General features: G+C 73.9%; 16 protein-coding genes. 11 read left to right on the top strand and 5 right to left on the bottom strand.

Features of this window, described 5'->3' with window-relative positions; translation table 11 throughout:
* Window positions 1-75: 75 nt before the first annotated feature.
* Window positions 76-1014, top strand: a complete 939-nt coding sequence (locus tag AB0D29_RS30990; protein WP_362858784.1) for a squalene/phytoene synthase family protein — start codon at window positions 76-78, stop codon at window positions 1012-1014.
* Here the strand turns inward: AB0D29_RS30990 and AB0D29_RS30985 are convergent.
* On the bottom strand, window positions 998-1789 hold the full coding sequence (locus AB0D29_RS30985) for a LysM peptidoglycan-binding domain-containing protein (protein WP_362858783.1): 792 nt from the start codon (window positions 1787-1789) through the stop codon (window positions 998-1000). The genes AB0D29_RS30990 and AB0D29_RS30985 overlap by 17 nt on opposite strands.
* A gap of 375 nt (window positions 1790-2164) precedes the next feature.
* On the bottom strand, window positions 2165-3160 hold the full coding sequence (locus AB0D29_RS30980) for a dihydrodipicolinate synthase family protein (protein ID WP_362858782.1): 996 nt from the start codon (window positions 3158-3160) through the stop codon (window positions 2165-2167).
* 71 nt (window positions 3161-3231) lie between these two features.
* On the opposite strand from AB0D29_RS30980, the gene AB0D29_RS30975 reads away from it, so the two are divergent.
* The 5 genes from AB0D29_RS30975 to AB0D29_RS30955 all read left to right on the top strand — a co-directional run bounded on the left by AB0D29_RS30975 (window position 3232) and on the right by AB0D29_RS30955 (window position 8564).
* Complete coding sequence (locus AB0D29_RS30975) at window positions 3232-4164, top strand: LysR family transcriptional regulator (protein ID WP_362858780.1); 933 nt, start codon at window positions 3232-3234, stop codon at window positions 4162-4164.
* Window positions 4165-4237: 73 nt separating this feature from the next.
* Complete coding sequence (locus AB0D29_RS30970) at window positions 4238-5323, top strand: S-(hydroxymethyl)mycothiol dehydrogenase (RefSeq protein WP_362858778.1); 1086 nt, start codon at window positions 4238-4240, stop codon at window positions 5321-5323.
* Between the two features lie 187 nt (window positions 5324-5510).
* Window positions 5511-6815 carry an alpha/beta fold hydrolase gene (locus AB0D29_RS30965; RefSeq protein ID WP_362858837.1) on the top strand — a complete coding sequence of 435 codons (1305 nt, stop codon included), beginning with the start codon at window positions 5511-5513 and terminating at the stop codon, window positions 6813-6815.
* Between the two features lie 83 nt (window positions 6816-6898).
* Window positions 6899-7660 carry a PIG-L deacetylase family protein gene (locus tag AB0D29_RS30960; RefSeq protein WP_362858776.1) on the top strand — a complete coding sequence of 254 codons (762 nt, stop codon included), beginning with the start codon at window positions 6899-6901 and terminating at the stop codon, window positions 7658-7660.
* A gap of 70 nt (window positions 7661-7730) precedes the next feature.
* On the top strand, window positions 7731-8564 hold the full coding sequence (locus AB0D29_RS30955; RefSeq protein WP_362858774.1) for an enoyl-CoA hydratase/isomerase family protein: 834 nt from the start codon (window positions 7731-7733) through the stop codon (window positions 8562-8564).
* On the opposite strand, the gene AB0D29_RS30950 is transcribed toward AB0D29_RS30955, so the two are convergent.
* Genes AB0D29_RS30950 through AB0D29_RS30940 form a run of 3 tightly spaced genes read right to left on the bottom strand, consistent with a single transcriptional unit; the run spans window position 8551 to window position 11497 of the window.
* Window positions 8551-9354, bottom strand: a complete 804-nt coding sequence (locus AB0D29_RS30950; protein WP_362858773.1) for a hypothetical protein — start codon at window positions 9352-9354, stop codon at window positions 8551-8553. The two genes, AB0D29_RS30955 and AB0D29_RS30950, sit on opposite strands and share 14 nt — an antisense overlap.
* Window positions 9355-9393: 39 nt before the next feature.
* The gene (locus tag AB0D29_RS30945) at window positions 9394-10293 is read right to left on the bottom strand and encodes an SDR family oxidoreductase (protein WP_362858772.1); all 900 of its coding nucleotides are present in this window, start codon (window positions 10291-10293) and stop codon (window positions 9394-9396) included.
* 49 nt (window positions 10294-10342) lie between these two features.
* Window positions 10343-11497: a hypothetical protein gene (locus tag AB0D29_RS30940; protein WP_362858771.1), complete on the bottom strand. Its 1155-nt coding sequence runs from the start codon at window positions 11495-11497 to the stop codon at window positions 10343-10345.
* 222 nt (window positions 11498-11719) lie between these two features.
* Here AB0D29_RS30940 and AB0D29_RS30935 point away from each other — a divergent pair, with 222 nt between their 5' ends.
* From AB0D29_RS30935 to AB0D29_RS30915, 5 genes are all read left to right on the top strand, one after another.
* Window positions 11720-12694, top strand: a complete 975-nt coding sequence (locus AB0D29_RS30935) for an NADPH:quinone oxidoreductase family protein (RefSeq protein WP_362858769.1) — start codon at window positions 11720-11722, stop codon at window positions 12692-12694.
* Window positions 12691-13890, top strand: coding sequence for an acyl-CoA dehydrogenase family protein (locus tag AB0D29_RS30930; protein WP_362858768.1), 1200 nt, complete (start codon window positions 12691-12693; stop codon window positions 13888-13890). The genes AB0D29_RS30935 and AB0D29_RS30930 overlap by 4 nt, the downstream gene beginning before the upstream one ends.
* Complete coding sequence (locus tag AB0D29_RS30925; protein ID WP_362858766.1) at window positions 13887-15038, top strand: acyl-CoA dehydrogenase family protein; 1152 nt, start codon at window positions 13887-13889, stop codon at window positions 15036-15038. The genes AB0D29_RS30930 and AB0D29_RS30925 overlap by 4 nt, the downstream gene beginning before the upstream one ends.
* A gap of 363 nt (window positions 15039-15401) precedes the next feature.
* Entirely contained in the window at window positions 15402-16031 is a 630-nt protein-coding gene (locus AB0D29_RS30920; protein ID WP_362858765.1) for a hypothetical protein, read from the top strand.
* A 196-nt stretch (window positions 16032-16227) separates the two neighbouring features.
* A complete protein-coding gene (locus AB0D29_RS30915) occupies window positions 16228-16839 on the top strand; it encodes a trimeric intracellular cation channel family protein (RefSeq protein ID WP_362858764.1) in 612 nt (203 codons plus the stop codon).
* The last annotated feature ends 5 nt before the right edge of the window (window positions 16840-16844 follow it).

Genomic DNA, 16844 nt, shown 5'->3' with positions numbered 1-16844 from the left:
CGTGTACCCGTACAGACGTGCGGTCGCGGACGCGGCCGCACGTACGGTCCGACACGTTCAAGGAGTTCGACCTCCATGCCCAGCTGGCGCACCACCCTCACGGCGGCCGGAATATCCGGCCCCCGGCTGCGCGACGACTACACGCACGCCGCCCGCCGGGTGCTCCGCCGCGAACCGGCCCCGTACCTCGCGCTGCGGCTGCTCGCGGCGCCGCCGCTGGTGCCGTACCTGGCCGCGGGACTCGCCTTCATGAACCTGGTCGACGACGTGGCCGAGACCGGCACCGCGCACCAGCGGGCCGAGGGACTCGCGGCGCTGGCCGGGCGGACCGAGGCGGCCCTGACATCGGGGGACAGCGCCGACCCCGTGCTGCGCGCCTACGCCCACGCGGTGGACTCCCGCGCCCTCCCCGCGCACTGGGTCTCCCGCTTCCTGGAGGGCGCCGCCACCGCCGAGGCCGCCTTCGACGGCTTCGCCGCCGAGGAGGACTTCCAGGACTATCTCGACGCCTACGCGTGGCCCGGCGTACTGGTCTTCACCGGACTCCAGTACCGGGGCGGCCCCGACCCCGAACAGGCCGCCGGATGGCGGCGGTTCGTCGACGCCGCCCAGCGCGTGGACTTCCTCGCCGACCTCTGCGGTGACCTCGCGGACGGCCGGCTCTGCATCCCGCGCGAGCGGCTCGCGGAGCACTCCGTGACCCGCGCCGACCTCGAACAGGCCCGTGACACCCCGGGCGTGCGCGCCCTCCTCGCCGGCGAGAGCCGGCGTGCGCGCACGGCCCTCGACGCCACCCACGGCGTCCTCGACCTCGCCGAACCAGGACTGCGTCCCGTGATCGCGACGATGAAGGAGCTCATGGAGCACCAGCTGACCCGCGTGGAGCGGGCGGGCGTGGGTGCCCTGCGCCGGGACGTCGGCTACGGCCTGGCGGCGCCCCTGCGGATCCTCGTCCGCGCCGCCCGTCGGTCCGCGCCGCCCGTCACCGAGGCGGGGTCTAGTAGGGCCCGTTGACGTTGTCGATCGAGCCGTAGCGGGCTGCCGCGTAGTTGCAGGCGGCGGTGATGTTGGCGACCGGGTCGTAGGAGTTCTGCGAGGTACCGGGCACGTGGTAGGCCTGGAAGGTCGGGTCGATGACCTGGAGCAGACCCTTGGACGGGATCCCGTTCTGGGCGTTGATGTCCCAGTTGTTGATCGCCATCGGATTGCCGGAGGACTCCCGCATCACATTGCGGTGAATTCCGTTGTAGCTGCCGGGAATTCCGTGCTTGGCCATGACGTCGAGGGACTCGCGGATCCACCCGTCGAGGTTGTTCGGGTAGGCGCTGGCGGGCTTGGCGGCGGCGGGCTTGGCCGCCGGCTTCGCAGCGGGTGCGAGGGCGGTCCGGGCGGCGGACCTGCTCGCACGGGCGGTCTCCGCCTGGGTGCCGAGCTCCAGTTTGATGCCGGGCCGGATGATCGACGGGTTGTCGCCGATGACGCTCCGGTTCGCCGCATAGAGCTGCTGCCAGCCGCCGCTCACGGAATGGTCAGCGGCGATCTCCGAAAGGGTGTCGCCGGCGACCACGGAATAGGTCTTGGCGGCCGCCGTCACCACGTCCGCCGCCGTGGTGGCGGTCGCGGCGGTGGTGGTGGTCGCGACCGTGGTCGCGGTCGCCGTCGGCACCGCACCCGCGGTGGTCGCGCTGATCAGCGGCAGGGTGAGGGCCGCTCCACCGGTGCCGGCCAGGGCCAGCTTGCGGGTGATCGGGTGGTGCTTCGGCCGACGGTGCTTACCCTTTGCAGGCATGGGGGAATTCCTCACGTGGGGGGACGGGAGAGCCCGGGCGGCGGCCTATTCGGCGAGCGGACCACCTGGAGTGAGGTGAAGGTAAGTGAGCTCTGAGGGCGGGAACAAGCCCCGAATTCCACCGATAGATCGACATCCCGCTATCGGCCCGTTAAATGACCATGAAGGCCCCTCGGTGAAATAGCCGATTCCCTTTCCGGGAAAAGGGAATCGGCCGTTCTGTGGAAATGATGTTGGCCCCTCCCGCGTGACTCACATCACGGGTCGGGGCCCCTTTGCCCAATAGGGGCAAGTTCGGTCTCCATGCGCCTCATTCGGGCGACAGGCCCTTAGGTGGCAAATCGCCCACAACGGACTCTTTCCGGCATCCGTCGCCTACTGTGGCGGGCCGTCGGGAAGCTCGCCCAGGCGTTCCAGGGTGGCCGCCACCGCCGCCTCCGAGGCCTGCAGCAACGGGAGCCGTACGCCGGGGCTGGGAATGCGGCCCTGCGCGTGCAGCACGGCCTTGACGACCGCCGGATTGGGCTCCGCGAAGGCCGCCGCCGACATCCGGGCCAGCGCGTGCCCCAGCGGCCGCGCCCGGGCCACGTCACCGGCCCGCCAGGCCGCCGCGAGCTCCACGAACCGCTCCGTCGCCAGGTGCGCCGAGGCGAGGATCCCGCCCGCCGCACCCAGCGCCAGCAGCGGCGACAGGTACGCGTCGTCGCCGGCCAGCACCTCGAACCCGGCCGGCAGGTCCCCGAGCAGCGCCACCGCGTCCTGGTCGATGCCGCCGCCCGCGTACTTCATCCCGGCGACCCCGGACAGGGAACCGAGGGCCCGCAGCGCGACCGCGTCCAACGGCTGCCCGGTGCGGTACGGGATGTGATAGACGATCAGCGGTACGGGGCTCACCTCCGTCAGGCGCGCGAAGTGCGCCAGCACCCCCGGAGCCGAAGGCCGTACGAACGCGGGCACGGTCACCAGCGCCGCCCGTACCTGCGGCCACCGCGCCAGCCGGGCCAGGGAGGCCTCGGCGGCCCGGGTGCCGCTCGCCCCGGCGCCCACGGTCAGCAGCGCACCCCGCTCCCGGCAGACCTCCGCGCACACGCCGGTGACGAGGTCGCGCTCCGCCTCGTCGAGGCAGGCCGCCTCCGCGGTGGTGCCGAGGGCGACGATCCCGGTGGCGCCCGCGTCGAGCACCTCGTGGGCGAGCGCCTCCAGGGCCCCGGCGGCCACGTCCCCGGCGGGGGTGAAGGGGGTGACGAGCGGTACGTGGATCCCGTCGAGCGAAAGGTCTCCCGCGCTGTGCCGTGCGATGTCCTGAGCCGTGTCCTGAACTGTCTCCTGAGCCGTGTCCTGCGCCATGGGGTGTGCCGTGTCCTGTGCCATGCCGAAGAGCCTCGCCTCCCCGGAGCGTCAAATCCAGTTCGTGTTTCTTACCGGAACCGTAAGCTGGGCCGATGCTCGATGTACGACGCCTGCGCCTGCTGCGCGAACTCGCCCGCCGCGGCACCATCGCCGCCGTGGCCGAGGCCCTCGCGTTCAGCCCTTCGGCGGTCTCCCAGCAGCTCAGCGTGCTGGAACGGGAGGCCGGCCTGCCCCTGCTGGAGCGCACCGGACGCCGGGTACGGCTCACCCCGGCCGGGGAGAACCTGGTCCGGCACGCCGAGGCCGTCCTCGAACGGCTGGAGCAGGCCGAAGCCGACCTCGCCGAGGCGCGCGGCGGCCTGGCCGGAGCCCTGCGGATCGGCGCCTTCCCCACGGCCACCCGGGCCATCGTCCCGGCCGCGCTGGCCGCCCTCGCCCGGCGCCACCCCGCCCTGGAGCCGATGGTCTCCGAGACCGACCCGGCGGCGGTGGCGCACGCCCTGCGGGCCGGCGACCTGGACGTGGCCCTGGTCCACGAGTACGACTTCGTCCCCGCCCCGCAGGAGCCGGGGCTGGCCACCGAGCCGCTCTTCGTCGAGGCGATGTTCCTGGCCGCGCCCGCGGGCGAGACACCCGAGCCGTCCGAGGGGCCCGACCCGGGCGCGGTCCTGCGCGCGCACGCGCGGGCGCCCTGGATCACCGCCACGCCCGGCACCCTCTGCCACGCCATGACCGTACGGGCCTGCGAGGCCGCCGGTTTCACGCCGCGGGTCCGCCACCAGGTCGACGAGTTCGCCACCGTGCTCGCGCTGGTGGCGGCCGGCCAGGGGGTGGCCCTCGTACCGCAGCTCGGGGTCACCGGCCCCGCGGATCCGGCCGTGCGCCTCACCCGGCTGCCCGTGCGCCGCCGTACCGGCCTCGCCTTTCGCAGCGGGGCCGGCGCCCATCCCGCCGTGGCCGCCTTCGGCGCGGCGCTCCGGGCCGCCGTACCGCCGGATCTGGTCGGGTCGCGCGCCGAAACGTGACACAACTCCCGTACCGCGTGCCGTCCGTGTACGTTCGTTGATCCAGACCGATTCGATCAGAGCGGGGTAAGACGTGACGCATCGCGTACGAGGGGTCATCGCCCGGAGCAAGGGCGCACCGGTGGAGACGACGACGGTCCTCGTGCCCGACCCGGGACCCGGCGAGGCGCTCGTCAAGGTCCAGGCCTGCGGGGTCTGCCACACCGACCTGCACTACCGCGAGGGCGGGATCAACGACGAGTTCCCCTTCCTGCTGGGCCACGAGGCCGCCGGGATCGTCGAATCCGTCGGCCCGGACGTCACCTCCGTGGCCCCCGGCGACTTCGTCGTCCTCAACTGGCGCGCGGTGTGCGGCGCCTGTCGCGCCTGCAAGCGCGGGCGGCCCTGGTACTGCTTCGCCACGCACAACGCCACGCAGCGCATGACCCTGGAGGACGGCACCCCGCTCTCCCCGGCCCTCGGGATCGGCGCCTTCGCCGAGAAGACCCTGGTGGCGGCCGGTCAGTGCACCAAGGTGGACCCGGCCGCGGCCCCGGCCGCCGCCGGACTGCTCGGCTGCGGGGTGATGGCCGGCCTCGGCGCCGCCCTCAACACCGGCAACGTCGGCCGGGGCGACTCCGTCGCCGTCATCGGCTGCGGGGGAGTGGGCAACGCGGCGGTGGCCGGAGCCCGACTGGCGGGCGCCTCGAAGATCATCGCGGTGGACCTGGACGACCGGAAGCTGGAGTGGGCGCGCGGCCTGGGCGCCACCCACACCGTCAACGGCCGCACGGAGGACGTGGTCAAGGCCGTCCAGGGCCTGACCGAAGGCAACGGCGCGGACGTGGTCATCGACGCGGTGGGCCGCCCCGAGACCTACCGGCAGGCCTTCTACGCCCGCGACCTCGCCGGGACGGTGGTCCTGGTGGGCGTGCCGACGCCGGAGATGAAGCTCGAACTCCCGCTCCTCGACGTCTTCGGCCGCGGCGGCGCCCTCAAGTCGTCCTGGTACGGGGACTGTCTGCCGGAGCGCGACTTCCCGCTGCTCATCGACCTCTACCTGCAGGGCCGGCTCGACCTGGACGCCTTCGTCTCCGAGACCATCCCCCTCGACGGGGTCGAGGACGCCTTCGCCCGGATGGAACGCGGCGAGGTGCTCCGCTCGGTCGTCGAGTTCTGACACCGAGCCCGCCGGCCGGGCCGGAGGCCACCGGCCCGAAGGCCGCACCGGGCCGAAGGCCCCACGGGGCCCGGCCCGGCCGGCAGCGCACCCCATAGACTCGGCCGACCGCCACCACCGCGCCCCGCCGCCACCCGGCCGGGGCGCGCCCTTCCGCACCTCGTACCCCAGGGGGCCGCCCGTGACCATCGCCCACAGCTACCGCCAGCCCGGCACGGTCCTCACCGACCACCGGTTCACCGTCCCCCTGGACCACGCACGCCCGGACGGGGAGCGGATCGAGCTGTACGCCCGTGAGGTGGTCGCCACCGGCAAGGATCCCGAGACGCTGCCGTGGCTGCTGTACCTGGAGGGCGGTCCGGGCTTCGGCGCCCGCCGCTTCGTCGGCCGGCAGGCCTGGCTGGCGCGGGCCCTCACCGAGTACCGGGTGCTCCTGCTCGACCAGCGCGGAACCGGCCGCTCCACCCCGCTGAACCGGCAGACCCTGCCCCTGCGCGGAACCCCCGCCCAGCAGGCGGAGTTCCTCGCCCACTTCCGCTCCGACTCCATCGTGCGCGACGCCGAGGCCATCCGCCCCGGCCTGACCGGCGGAGCGCCCTGGACCGTGCTCGGCCAGAGCTTCGGCGGCTTCTGCGCGACCCACTACCTCTCCACCGCGCCCGAGGGGCTCAGCGCCGCCCTGATCACCGGCGGCCTGCCCTCCCTCACGGCCACCGCCGACGAGGTGTACGAGGCGGCCTTCCCCCGCATGGAGCGCAAGAACCTGGCCCACTACGCCCGATACCCGATGGACGCCGAGCGCGCCCGCCGGATCGCGGCCCACCTCGCGGACCAGCCGGCCGAACTCCCCGGCGGCCACCGCCTCACCGTCGAGGCCTTCCAGTCCCTCGGCATCCTCCTCGGCGGCGGCGACGGCAGCCACCAGCTCCACTACCTGCTGGAGGACGCCTTCGTGCCGACCCCGGCCGGCCCGGCCCTCTCCGACGCCTTCCTGGAGGGCGCCCGCGCCCTGCTCTCCTTCGCCGGTCACCCCCTCTACGCGCTGGTCCACGAGGCGATCTACGCCCAGGACCCGGCCACGCCCACCGCCTGGGCCGCGGAACGGGTCCGTGCGGGACACCCCCGGTTCGACGCGGCGAAGGCCCTCGCGGGCGACGAGCCCCTGCTCTTCACCGGCGAGACCATCCACCCCTGGCACTTCACCACCGACCCGTCCCTCGTCCCGCTCCGCGAGACCGCCGAACTGCTGGCCGCCCGTACCGGCTGGCAGCCCCTCTACGACCCGGCGCGCCTGGCGGCCAACGAGGTGCCGGTGGCGGCCGCCGTCTACCACGACGACATGTACGTGGACACCGCCGGCTCCCTGGCCACGGCCCGCACCGTACGCGGCCTGCGCACCTGGGTGACGGACGAGTACGAGCACGACGGCGTCCGCGCCAGCGGCACCCGAGTCCTGGACCGACTCCTCTCCCTCGTACGCGACGAGGCCTAGGAGACGGGCGTGGCGGCGCCGCCCCGGTCATCCGGCGGCGCCGTCACCCGCCCGGTGGGGGCCGGGTCTCTTAGGGTGTGATCATGACCGAACAACCTGATCAGCAGACCGCCTTGCAACCCATGCCCACCGACTGGCAGCGCGCTCTCGCCGTGGTGGCCCATCCCGACGACCTGGAGTACGGGTGCGCGGCTGCCGTCGCGGACTGGACGGACGGGGGGCGGGAGGTCGTCTACCTCCTCGCCACGCGCGGCGAGGCGGGCATCGACAGCATCGCGCCCGCCGACTGCGCTCCCTTGCGAGAGGCGGAACAGCGGGCCAGTGCCGCGGTCGTCGGCGTGTCCGAGGTGGAGTTCCTGGACTACCGCGACGGCGTCGTCGAGTACGGACTCGATCTGCGCCGGGACATCGCCGCGGCCATTCGGCGACACCGGCCCGAGCTGATCGTCACCCTCAACCACCGTGACACGTGGGGCGGCGCGCAGGGCGGCGGTTTCTGGAACACCCCCGACCACAAGGCCGTCGGACGGGCCGTCCTGGACGCGGCCGGGGACGCCGGGAACCGCTGGATCTTCCCCGAGCTCATCGAGCAGGGCCTGGAGCCGTGGAACGGCGTGCGCTGGGTCGCGGTGGCCGGATCCACCACCCCGACGCACGCGGCCGACGCCGGTCCCGGGCTGGAGCGATCGGTGAAGTCCCTGCTGGAACACAAGGCGTACATCGAGGTGCTCACCGACCAGGACCCGGAGGAGTACGTCCGCACCTTCCTCACCGGGAACGCCCAGCAGGCGGCGGCCCGCTTCGGCGGCCGTCCGGCCGTGCCCTTCGAGGTCTTCCCCCGTTGACCCTCCACCCCTAGTCTGACGGCTCGTCAGTTCGTCGGTTTCAGCCATCGGGCCGGGGGTGCGGGACACGGTGATCGACACCATCTCCACGGAGATCGCGGAGGGTGAGGAGCGGATCCGGCTGGAGGTCGCGGACGGCCTCGCGGTCCTCACACTGTGCCGCCCGGACAAGCTCAACGGCTGGAGCTGGGAGTCCACCCGCCAGCTCGGGCTGCTCGCGGACCGGATCCGCTTCGACGCGTCCGTCCGGGCGGTGCTGCTGCGGGCCGAGGGCCGGGCCTTCTGCGCGGGCATCGACGTGACCGCCCCCGGCGGTGGCATCACGGGCGGATCCGCCGCCGAGCGCACCCGGAACTACTACGAGGGCATCCGCTGGGTGCACGAGCGCTTCGCGGTCCTCGCCCGGCTGCCGCAGCCGGTGGTGGCGGCCGTCCAGGGCTACTGCCTCGGCTTCGGCTTCGAACTGGCCCTGATGGCCGACATCCGGGTGGCGGCCGAGGACGCCGTCTTCGCCCTGCCCGAAGCCGGGTTGGGCGTGGCGGTGGACGCCGGCGGCGACCTCCGCATCGCCCGCGAGGCGGGCGCGGGCTGGGCCAAGTACCTGGCCCTGACCGGCCGTCGGATCGACGCGGCGACGGCGCGGTGCCTGAACCTGGTCCAACTGCTCGTCCCCGGCGAGGAACTGGAGCCGGCCTCACGCGCCCTGGCCGCGGAGATCGCCGCGAACGCGCCCCTCGCCGTCCAGGGCATCAAGCGCGCGGTCGACGCGTACGCCGACGCCGCCCTTCCCGCGGCCCTCGACCGGGTGGCGATGACCGCGGCCCTCACCCTCACCTCGGACGACTGCCGCGAGGGCTACGGGGCCAAGGCGGCCCGCCGCCCCCCGCGCTTCAGCGGAGGCTGAGCACCGGCCGGGTCGAGAAATCCCCGTACATGCCCTCGCCCTCCGGCCCGTACACGAACTCGGCCGTGTACGGGTTGCGGTTGGCGGTGGCCAGCGGCAGCCAGGCGAGCAGGTCGCCGTACCCACCGCAGACGGCCTCGCCGCCGTCGCCGCCGTGCACCGCGGTCGGGTCCCCGCTCAGCTCCGTGCCGTAGCTGTCGTAGGCGATGTGCAGCCCGAAGGCGTTCGGTTCGTGCCGCACACCGCCGCTGCCCCCGTACGAGGGCTCGCCCAGGGGGCACTCGTTCCCCCACCGGAACAGCGTGCCCGCCCCGGCCCCGCACGCGTGTTCCCACTCGTCGGCGCCGGGCATCCGCAGCCCGCGCGCCGCGAGGGCGTCCGGCATGCCGGACGGGTGGTCGCTCAGGGCCTCGTCCTCCACGGCCATGAGCACGGCGGCCAGCGTCGCGGTGCGCGGCGGGCTGAGCACGTCGGCGAGATAGGACTTCAGGTCGGGGTGGCCGTACCCGTACCCCTCGTCCACGCTCTCCGCGTAGTCGGCGTTCTGCGCGGGCGTCGCCGTGAAGGCGTCCGCGTCGAACCCCAGCCGCACCGTCCCGCCGGGTATGAGGGCGAACTCCCGTCCCTCGCGCTCGACGCGGACGCGGTGCAGCGACCCGCCCGGGTGCCGGGCGGCGTCGAACAGCACCACCCGGCCGCCCACCTGCGCGGCCGCCTCGTGCGCGAGGCGTTCGGCGGCGGCCGCGTCGAGCGAGCGCCAGCGGTCAAGGGTCAGATCAGCGAGAGACATGATCCGATCCTCGCACCGGTCACTGACAACCGGCGTCGCTCAGGGGACGAACGGGCCGCGCCCCAGCTGCTCCCGCACCGGGACGACCGCCGGATTGACCACCGAGCGGCGCTGCCAGTTCGCGCCGTCGACCACCAGCGTGTGGCCGGTGACGAAGCGGGCGTAGGGCGAGGCCAGGAAGGTGGCGGCCCAGCCCAGTTCACGCGGGGCGCCGACCCGCAGCGCGGGCTGCCGGGCGTCCTTGGAGTGGGGCGCGGCCCGCTCCAGGCCGCCGCGGATGTCCTCGGTCATGTCGGCGTGCGGGAACAGCCCCGGCACCAGCCCGTTGACCTGGATGCCGTACGGGCCCCACTCGACGGCGAGCGTCTCCACCAGGTTCTTCACCCCGGCCTTGGCGGCGGCGCTGTGGGCGAAGCCGGGCCCGCCCGTCCAGGCGTACGAGGCGCCGACGTTCACGATCGAACCGGGGGTGCCCGCGGCGAGGTGGCGGCGGCCGAACTCGCGGGTCACGAACCAGGTCCCGGTCAGGGTGATGTCGACCACCGCCCGCCAGGCGTTCGGCGACAGGTCCTCCGCGGGGGAGGGGAAGTTCGCGGCGGCGTTGTTGACCAGGACGTCAGGCGGGCCGAGCGCCGCCTCGGCCGCGTCGAACACCTCCGCGATCCGCTCGGGATCCCTGATGTCGCAGACCGCGGCCGTCACCCGGCCCGCGCCGGGTACGGCCGCCAGCTCCTCCTGCGCCGCCTTCAGCTGCTCGGAGCGCCGGCCGGCGATCACCAGATCGGCTCCGAGCCGCGCGAACTCGGTGGCGATGGCCTTGCCGAGCCCGGTGCCGCCGCCGGTCACGAGGACCACCTGCCCCGCGTACGTACCGGGGGGCAGGGCGGCGGCGCCGAGCGGCGGGGGCGCGGGCAGGCCGCGCGGGATGTCGTCCGTCATGGGGCATCGATAGCGCGCGGGCGCCGAGATCACCATGCCCCGGACAGGATCAGCTCTTCGGCGCGTACGCCTGCTTGCTCGCGCAGGTCCAGATCACGGCGCTGCTCGCCCCGGTCTCCCGGTCGCTGACGGTGCCGCCGACGCGGTCGTCGTCGGTGGCGGCGAAGGCACGGGTGCGCGGAACGGCGCCCGGGGCGCCCGTCGGGAAGGGGAGCGCCAGCGGAGCACCCTTCCCGGGCCAGTAGACGGCCTGGAAGTAGCTGGGCCAGCTCTCCTCGAAGGTGGTGGCGGTGCCGACGGCCACGTTCGAGGTCGGGCTGCTGCCCGAGAGCTCCAGGTCGCGGTAGCCGTTCAGGCGGCCCGGGTCGGCGGGCAGGGCGTCGTACGGCTTCTTCCAGACGGCCGGGGTCAGCTTCGGGTCGTTGCGGTAGTAGTAGTCCTCCAGGCCGACGACGCGGCCGCGGTCGTCGATGTCCCTGCCGATCGTGGAGTACGAGTAGTGGTAGCCGTTCCACACCTGGAGGCTGTACGGCGGGTAGCCGCCGCCGGCCGGCCAGACGACAGGGAAGGTCTTGGTGACCATGATGTCGTTCTCGGCGTCGAAGTAGGAGCCGGTGGCCGTGCCGACGATGTCGCCCCGCTTGTTGATGCCGTTCAGCGAGGTGATCTTGGTACCGGGGATCTCGCCCGCGGGAACCGGCAGTTCGCGCACGACCTTGCCGTCCACCCACTCCTTGGCGACGCCGTTGTCCACGGCGACGACCCGGCCCGACTCGTTGACGTCGACGCCGACGTCCTGCCACTCGGGCAGGGCGGTGGTCAGGGCCTCGGAGGTGGCGGCGCCCGCCTGGTGGGTGAAGGCGATGCTCGCCCTGTCCGAGTCGCGGGTGGCCGTGCCCACCATCAGGCCCTTGGCGCTGACGGCCTTGACGCTGCCCCGGTCGAAGCCGGCGGGCAGCGGAACGGCGTGGACCGTGTGCTCGGCGCCGGTCCAGTACGCGGGCCGGCCGCCGCTGTCGCCGACCACGAGCCCGCCGGTGCCGAAGCCCGCCACGGCGCCCCCGCTCACCCCCGGCAGGGAGGGGAGCAGCTCGATGGCGGGGCTGCACGCGGCGGCGCCGGAGGCGGCGGAGGCCGGTCCGGCGGCGGTGATCAGCCCCGCGAGGACGGCGGCGGCCCCCGCCGCGGCCGTCACGTTTCTCATCCCGATTCTGTTCATGGCGCGAGTCCCCCCGATGGTGCGGTCATATGCCCTGCGGCATCTGCCTGTTGATCGATGTCGATCACTGTTGATCTACGGGACACATGCTGCACGACGAACAGGCCCCGTGCACACACCTTCGGAGGCGATGGGTTCACAGAAGGGCAAGCGACCGCTTAGTATGCGCGCGGAGCGTGATTCCTCGACGGCGGCTGGAGGCCCCGGATGCAGGCATGGCGAGTACATACCCCCGGTGAGCCCCGTGAGGCCATGCGCCTCGAAGAGGTTCCCGAGCCGGTACCCGGCGAGGGCGAGGTGAGGCTCAAAGTGCTCGCGGCGAACGTCAACTTCCCCGACGCGCTGCTCGTCCGCGGGCAGTACCAGATCCGGCCCCCGCTGCCCTTCACCCCCGGCGTCGAGATCTGCGGCGAGACGGAGGACGGCCGCCGCGTCATCGCCAACCCGAGCCTGCCGCACGGCGGTTTCGCCGAGTACGTCACCGCGCCCGCGCGCGCCCTGCTCCCGGCCCCGGACACCCTCGACGACGCCGAGGCGGCCGCCCTGCACATCGGCTACCAGACCGGCTGGTTCGGCCTGCACCGCCGCGCCCGCCTGCAGAGCGGCGAGACGCTCCTCGTGCACGCGGCCGCCGGCGGGGTCGGCAGCGCCGCCGTCCAGCTCGGCAAGGCCGCCGGCGCCACCGTCATCGGGGTGGTCGGAGGCAAGGCCAAGGCCCGCACCGCCGAGGAGCTCGGCTGCGACCTGGTGATCGACCGCACGGCGGAGGACCTCGTCGCCCGCGTCAAGGAGTTCACCGGCGGGCGCGGCGCCGACGTCGTCTACGACCCGGTCGGCGGCGACTCCTACACCGCCTCCGCCAAGTGCGTGGCCTTCGAGGGCCGCATCGTCGTCGTCGGCTTCGCCAGCGGCACCGTCCCGGCCCCCGCGCTCAACCACGCACTGGTGAAGAACTACGCCATCCTCGGCCTGCACTGGGGGCTCTACGCCACCAAGGAGCCCGCCGCCATCCTCGCCTGCCACACCGAGCTCACCCGCCTCGCCGCCGAGGGAGCCGTGAAACCGCTGGTCAGCGAACGGGTCCCGCTCGCCGCGGCCGCCGACGCCGTACAGCGCCTCGCCGACGGGACCACCACCGGCCGGCTGGTCGTCGTACCGGCCCAGGACGGAGGCCCGCGATGACCGCCGCGGCCACCACCGCCGAGGAGCTGCGCGCCCGGGTACGGGACCTGCTCGCCGCCCACCCGCCCGGGGACACCGCCCGCGCCGACTTCCTGCGCGCCCGCTTCGACGCCGGACTCGCCTGGGTCCACTACCCGGTGGGCCTCGGCGGCCTCGGCGCACCCCGCACCCTCCAGGCCGTCGTCGACGCCGAGCTGGAAGCCGCAGGCGCCCCCGACAACGACCCGCGCCGGATCGGCATCGGCCTCGGCATGGCCGCGCCCACCATCCTCGCGTACGGCACCGAGGAGCAGAAGAACCGCTTCCTGCGCCCCCTGTGGGTCGGCGCGGAGGTCTGGTGCCAGCTCTTCAGCGAGCCCGGCGCCGGATCCGACCTCGCCGCGCTCGGCACCCGCGCGGTCCGCGAGACGGGCTCCGGCGACTGGATCGTGGACGGCCAGAAGGTGTGGACCTCCAGCGCCCACACCGCCCGCTGGGCCATCCTGATCGCCCGCACCGACCCCGCACTCCCCAAGCACCAGGGCATCACCTACTTCCTCTGCGACATGCACGCCCCCGGCGTCGAGGTCCGGCCGCTGCGCCAGATCACCGGCGAGGCCGAGTTCAACGAGGTCTTCCTCACCGGCGTCCGCATCCCCGACAGCCACCGCCTGGGCGCGGTGGGCGAGGGCTGGGCCGTCGCCCGCACCACCCTGATGAACGAACGCGTCTCCATCGGCGGCATGCGCATCCCGCGCGAGGGCGGCATGATCGCGCCGGTCGCCGCCGCCTGGCGCGAGCGCCCCGCGCTGCGCACCCACGCCCTCCACCAGCGGCTGCTGGAACTGTGGGTCGAGGCAGAGGTCGCCCGCCTCACCGGGGAACGGCTGCGCCAGCAGCTCGCCGCCGGACAGCCCGGCCCCGAGGGATCGGGCATGAAGCTCACCTTCGCCCGGCTCAACCAGGAGATCAGCGGACTGGAGGTCGAACTCCTCGGCGAGGAGGGCCTCCTGTACGAGGACTGGACCATGCGCCGGCCCGAACTGGTCGACTTCACCGGCCGCGACGCCGGCTACCGCTACCTGCGCGCCAAGGGCAACAGCATCGAGGGCGGCACCAGCGAAATCCTCCTCAACATCGTCGCCGAACGCGTCCTCGGCCTGCCCCCCGAGCCGCGCGACGACAAGGACATCGCGTGGAAGGACCTCTCCCGATGACAACGCAGCGAACGCAGCCGACGCCGACCACGCAGCCGACACCCGCCGCGCCGACCGACCTGCTCTACTCCGAGACCGAGGAGGAGCTCCGCTCCGCCGTACGGGCCCTCCTCGCCGACCGCTGCGACGCGAAGAGCGTCCTCGCCCGGGCCGAGACAGGCCGGCCGCACGACCCGGCACTGTGGAACACGCTCGCCGTCGGGATCGGCGCCGCCGGGCTCCTCGTACCCGAGAAGCTCGGGGGACAGGGCGCCGGCCACCGCGAGGCGGCCGTGGTGCTCGAGGAGCTGGGCCGGGCCGTGGCGCCCGTCCCGTACCTGACGAGCGCCGTGCTCGCCACGGAGATCCTGCTCGGCTGCGACACCCCGGAGGCCGCCCCGCTGCTGCGGGAGCTGGCCTCCGGACACACGGTGTGCGTACCGGCCGTGCCGCTGACCCTCGCTCCCGGGGCGCCCCTCCCGCCCGCGATCCGGGACTCCGGCGGCGGGACGCTGAGCGGCACCGTCACCGCCGTCGCGGACGCGGTGGCCGCCGACGTCCTGCTGGTACTCGCCGAGACCGGGCTGTACGCCGTCCCGGCCGCCTCCGCCGAGCTGACCGCGCAGGTCCCGCTGGACCTGACCCGCCCGCTCGCCACCGTCACCCTGCGATCGGCCGCCGGCACCCGCCTCGCCGACCCCGCCACAGCCCGGGCGGCCGTGGCCGGAGCGCTGCTCTCGGGGGCCGGACTGCTCGCCTCCGAGCAGCTCGGGCTGGCCGAGTGGTGCCTGACGGAGACCGTCGGGCACGTCCGCACCCGCCACCAGTTCAACCGGCCCGTCGGATCCTTCCAGGCCCTCAAGCACCGCCTCGCCCGGCTCTGGCTCGACGTGGCCTCCGCGCGCGCGGCGGCCAGGGCCGCGGCCGACGCCCTCGCCACCGAGGCCCCCGACGCGCCGCTCACCGTCGCCGTCGCCCAGGCCTACTGCTCGGGCGTGGCCGTCCGCGCCGCCGAGGAGTGCGTACAGCTCCACGGCGGCATCGGCATGACCTGGGAGCACCCGGCCCACCTCTACCTCAAGCGGGCCAAGGCCGACTCCCTGGCCCTCGGCACGGCGGGCCACCACCGAGGCCTGGTCGCGGACTTCGCCGAACTCCCCGCTCCCTAGGAGGTCCTTCCGGCAGGGGATCAGGGAGCGGCATCACCCCGCCCGTGGAGCGCGAGCACCTGGGCGCGGACATGCCGGTTCCGGGCCACGCCGAACAGCCGGGCCCGGGCCGTGCCCCGGCCGGCGTCTCCCCGGCCGCGTGTCGTAGCGGCCTCACCCCCTACAGCGTTCGCGGTCCCGAGCGATGGACGCATGCCGGAGTGAAAGGTTCCCTGTTGGGGTCTTTGTCGTTTTCGGACAGTCCGACGGGAATTCAGGTCATCGTCTCCGAAGGGCCTCCGTGACCGGGGCGGCGCTGCGCAGGCTGGAGCGTATCCACGCCCCGGCCGGGGCGGGGACACCGGGACACTCAGGGGGAAAGCGATGCGGGTACGGGTACGTGCGGGGATGCGCGGATCGGCGGCGGTGGCGGCGGCCGCGGTGCTGGCCTTCGTGACGGCGGGACCGGCGGCGAGCGCCGAGCCGTGGCGGCCGAGGCCGGGGACCCTCTACATCTCCGACATCCGCCTCGGGGACGGCGTCGGGTGGTCGGCCCCGCCGGTCCAGCAGGGCTGGGGGGCCTCGTACGACTGCCTGGAGGACTGGTCGTGGCAGCGGCCCGAGGTGAACGTCTGGCACCGCGAGTTCACCACCGCCGAGACCGCCACCGCCGAGCAGAAGGTGGTGGTCTTCGCGACCGAGGCCGAGGCCGTCGCGTTCGCGGACGCGGCCCGGCAGAACTACGCCGACTGCCCCCGCCGCCGCAACGAGCGGCCCGACCTGAAGGCGACGGGCTACGACCACGGTGTGGTGAACGTGGAGGAGGGCGCCACCCTCCAGGGCATGTCCACCTTCGACACCGACGCCCAGGAGCGCCCGGACTTCAACTACCTGTGGGGCGTGAGCCGCGACGGGGACACCGTCACCCTGGTCCGGTGGTCGAGCTACTGGGGAGCCCCGCCCGTGGCCGCATGGAAGAACGTCCTGCGCACCGCGGTGAACAAACTGTACTGACTCCGGCGCCGTACGGGACGTGACGGCCGGCCCGCCGGGGTGCCACCACGGCGGGCCGTGCGTCGTACCTTCGGCCGATACGGGTCCCGTGGGCCCCGGCCGGACGGCCGATGCGGTGGCGGCGCCGGGTGCGGCACCCTCGACGGGTTGCCCGCGCAGAACCCGTTCACCCGCCCGCCCCGTGAAGGAGGCCGCCATGCTGCACGCCCTCTACCTCCTCGGCATAGCCGCCTTCGCCGCCTCCGGCGTGCTCGCCGCGCACCGCGCCCGCATGGACCCCTTCGGCGGGCTGGTCCTCGCCTTCGCGGCCGCCATCTCCGGCGGCACCCTGCGCGACCTCATCCTCGACCGGCACCCGCTCTACTGGACGCACGACTGGGTGCTGCTCGTCCTCATCGCCTCCGTGGCCGTCCTGACCATGATCTACCTGCGCCGCCGGGAACTCCCGCACCGCGCCCTCATGGTCGTCGACGCCGTCGGGCTCGCCGTCGTCACCGTCATCGGCGCCCGCGCCGCCATCGACGCCCAGGTCACGCCCGTCGCCGTGCTCATCCTCGCCGTCCTCACCGGAGTCACCGGCGAGGTCATCCGCGACGTGCTCTGCGGGGAGTTCCCGCCCCTGCTGCTGCGCGAGGAGGTGTACGCGACCGCCGCGCTCGCCGGCGCCGCCGCCTACCTCGGCCTGCACTGGGCCGGGCTCCCGGACACGGCCAACGCGGCCGTCTCCGCAGGCCTCGTGTTCATCCTGCGCATGGCCGCGGTCTTCCGCGACCTCCACCTGCCCCGCCTGCAGCGCGTCCCCGGCTGATCCCT

It is taken from the genome of Streptomyces sp. NPDC048424 (assembly GCF_040651555.1).
Classification (GTDB): Bacteria; Actinomycetota; Actinomycetes; order Streptomycetales; family Streptomycetaceae; genus Streptomyces.
This window is presented reverse-complemented; position numbering and strand designations above follow the sequence as displayed.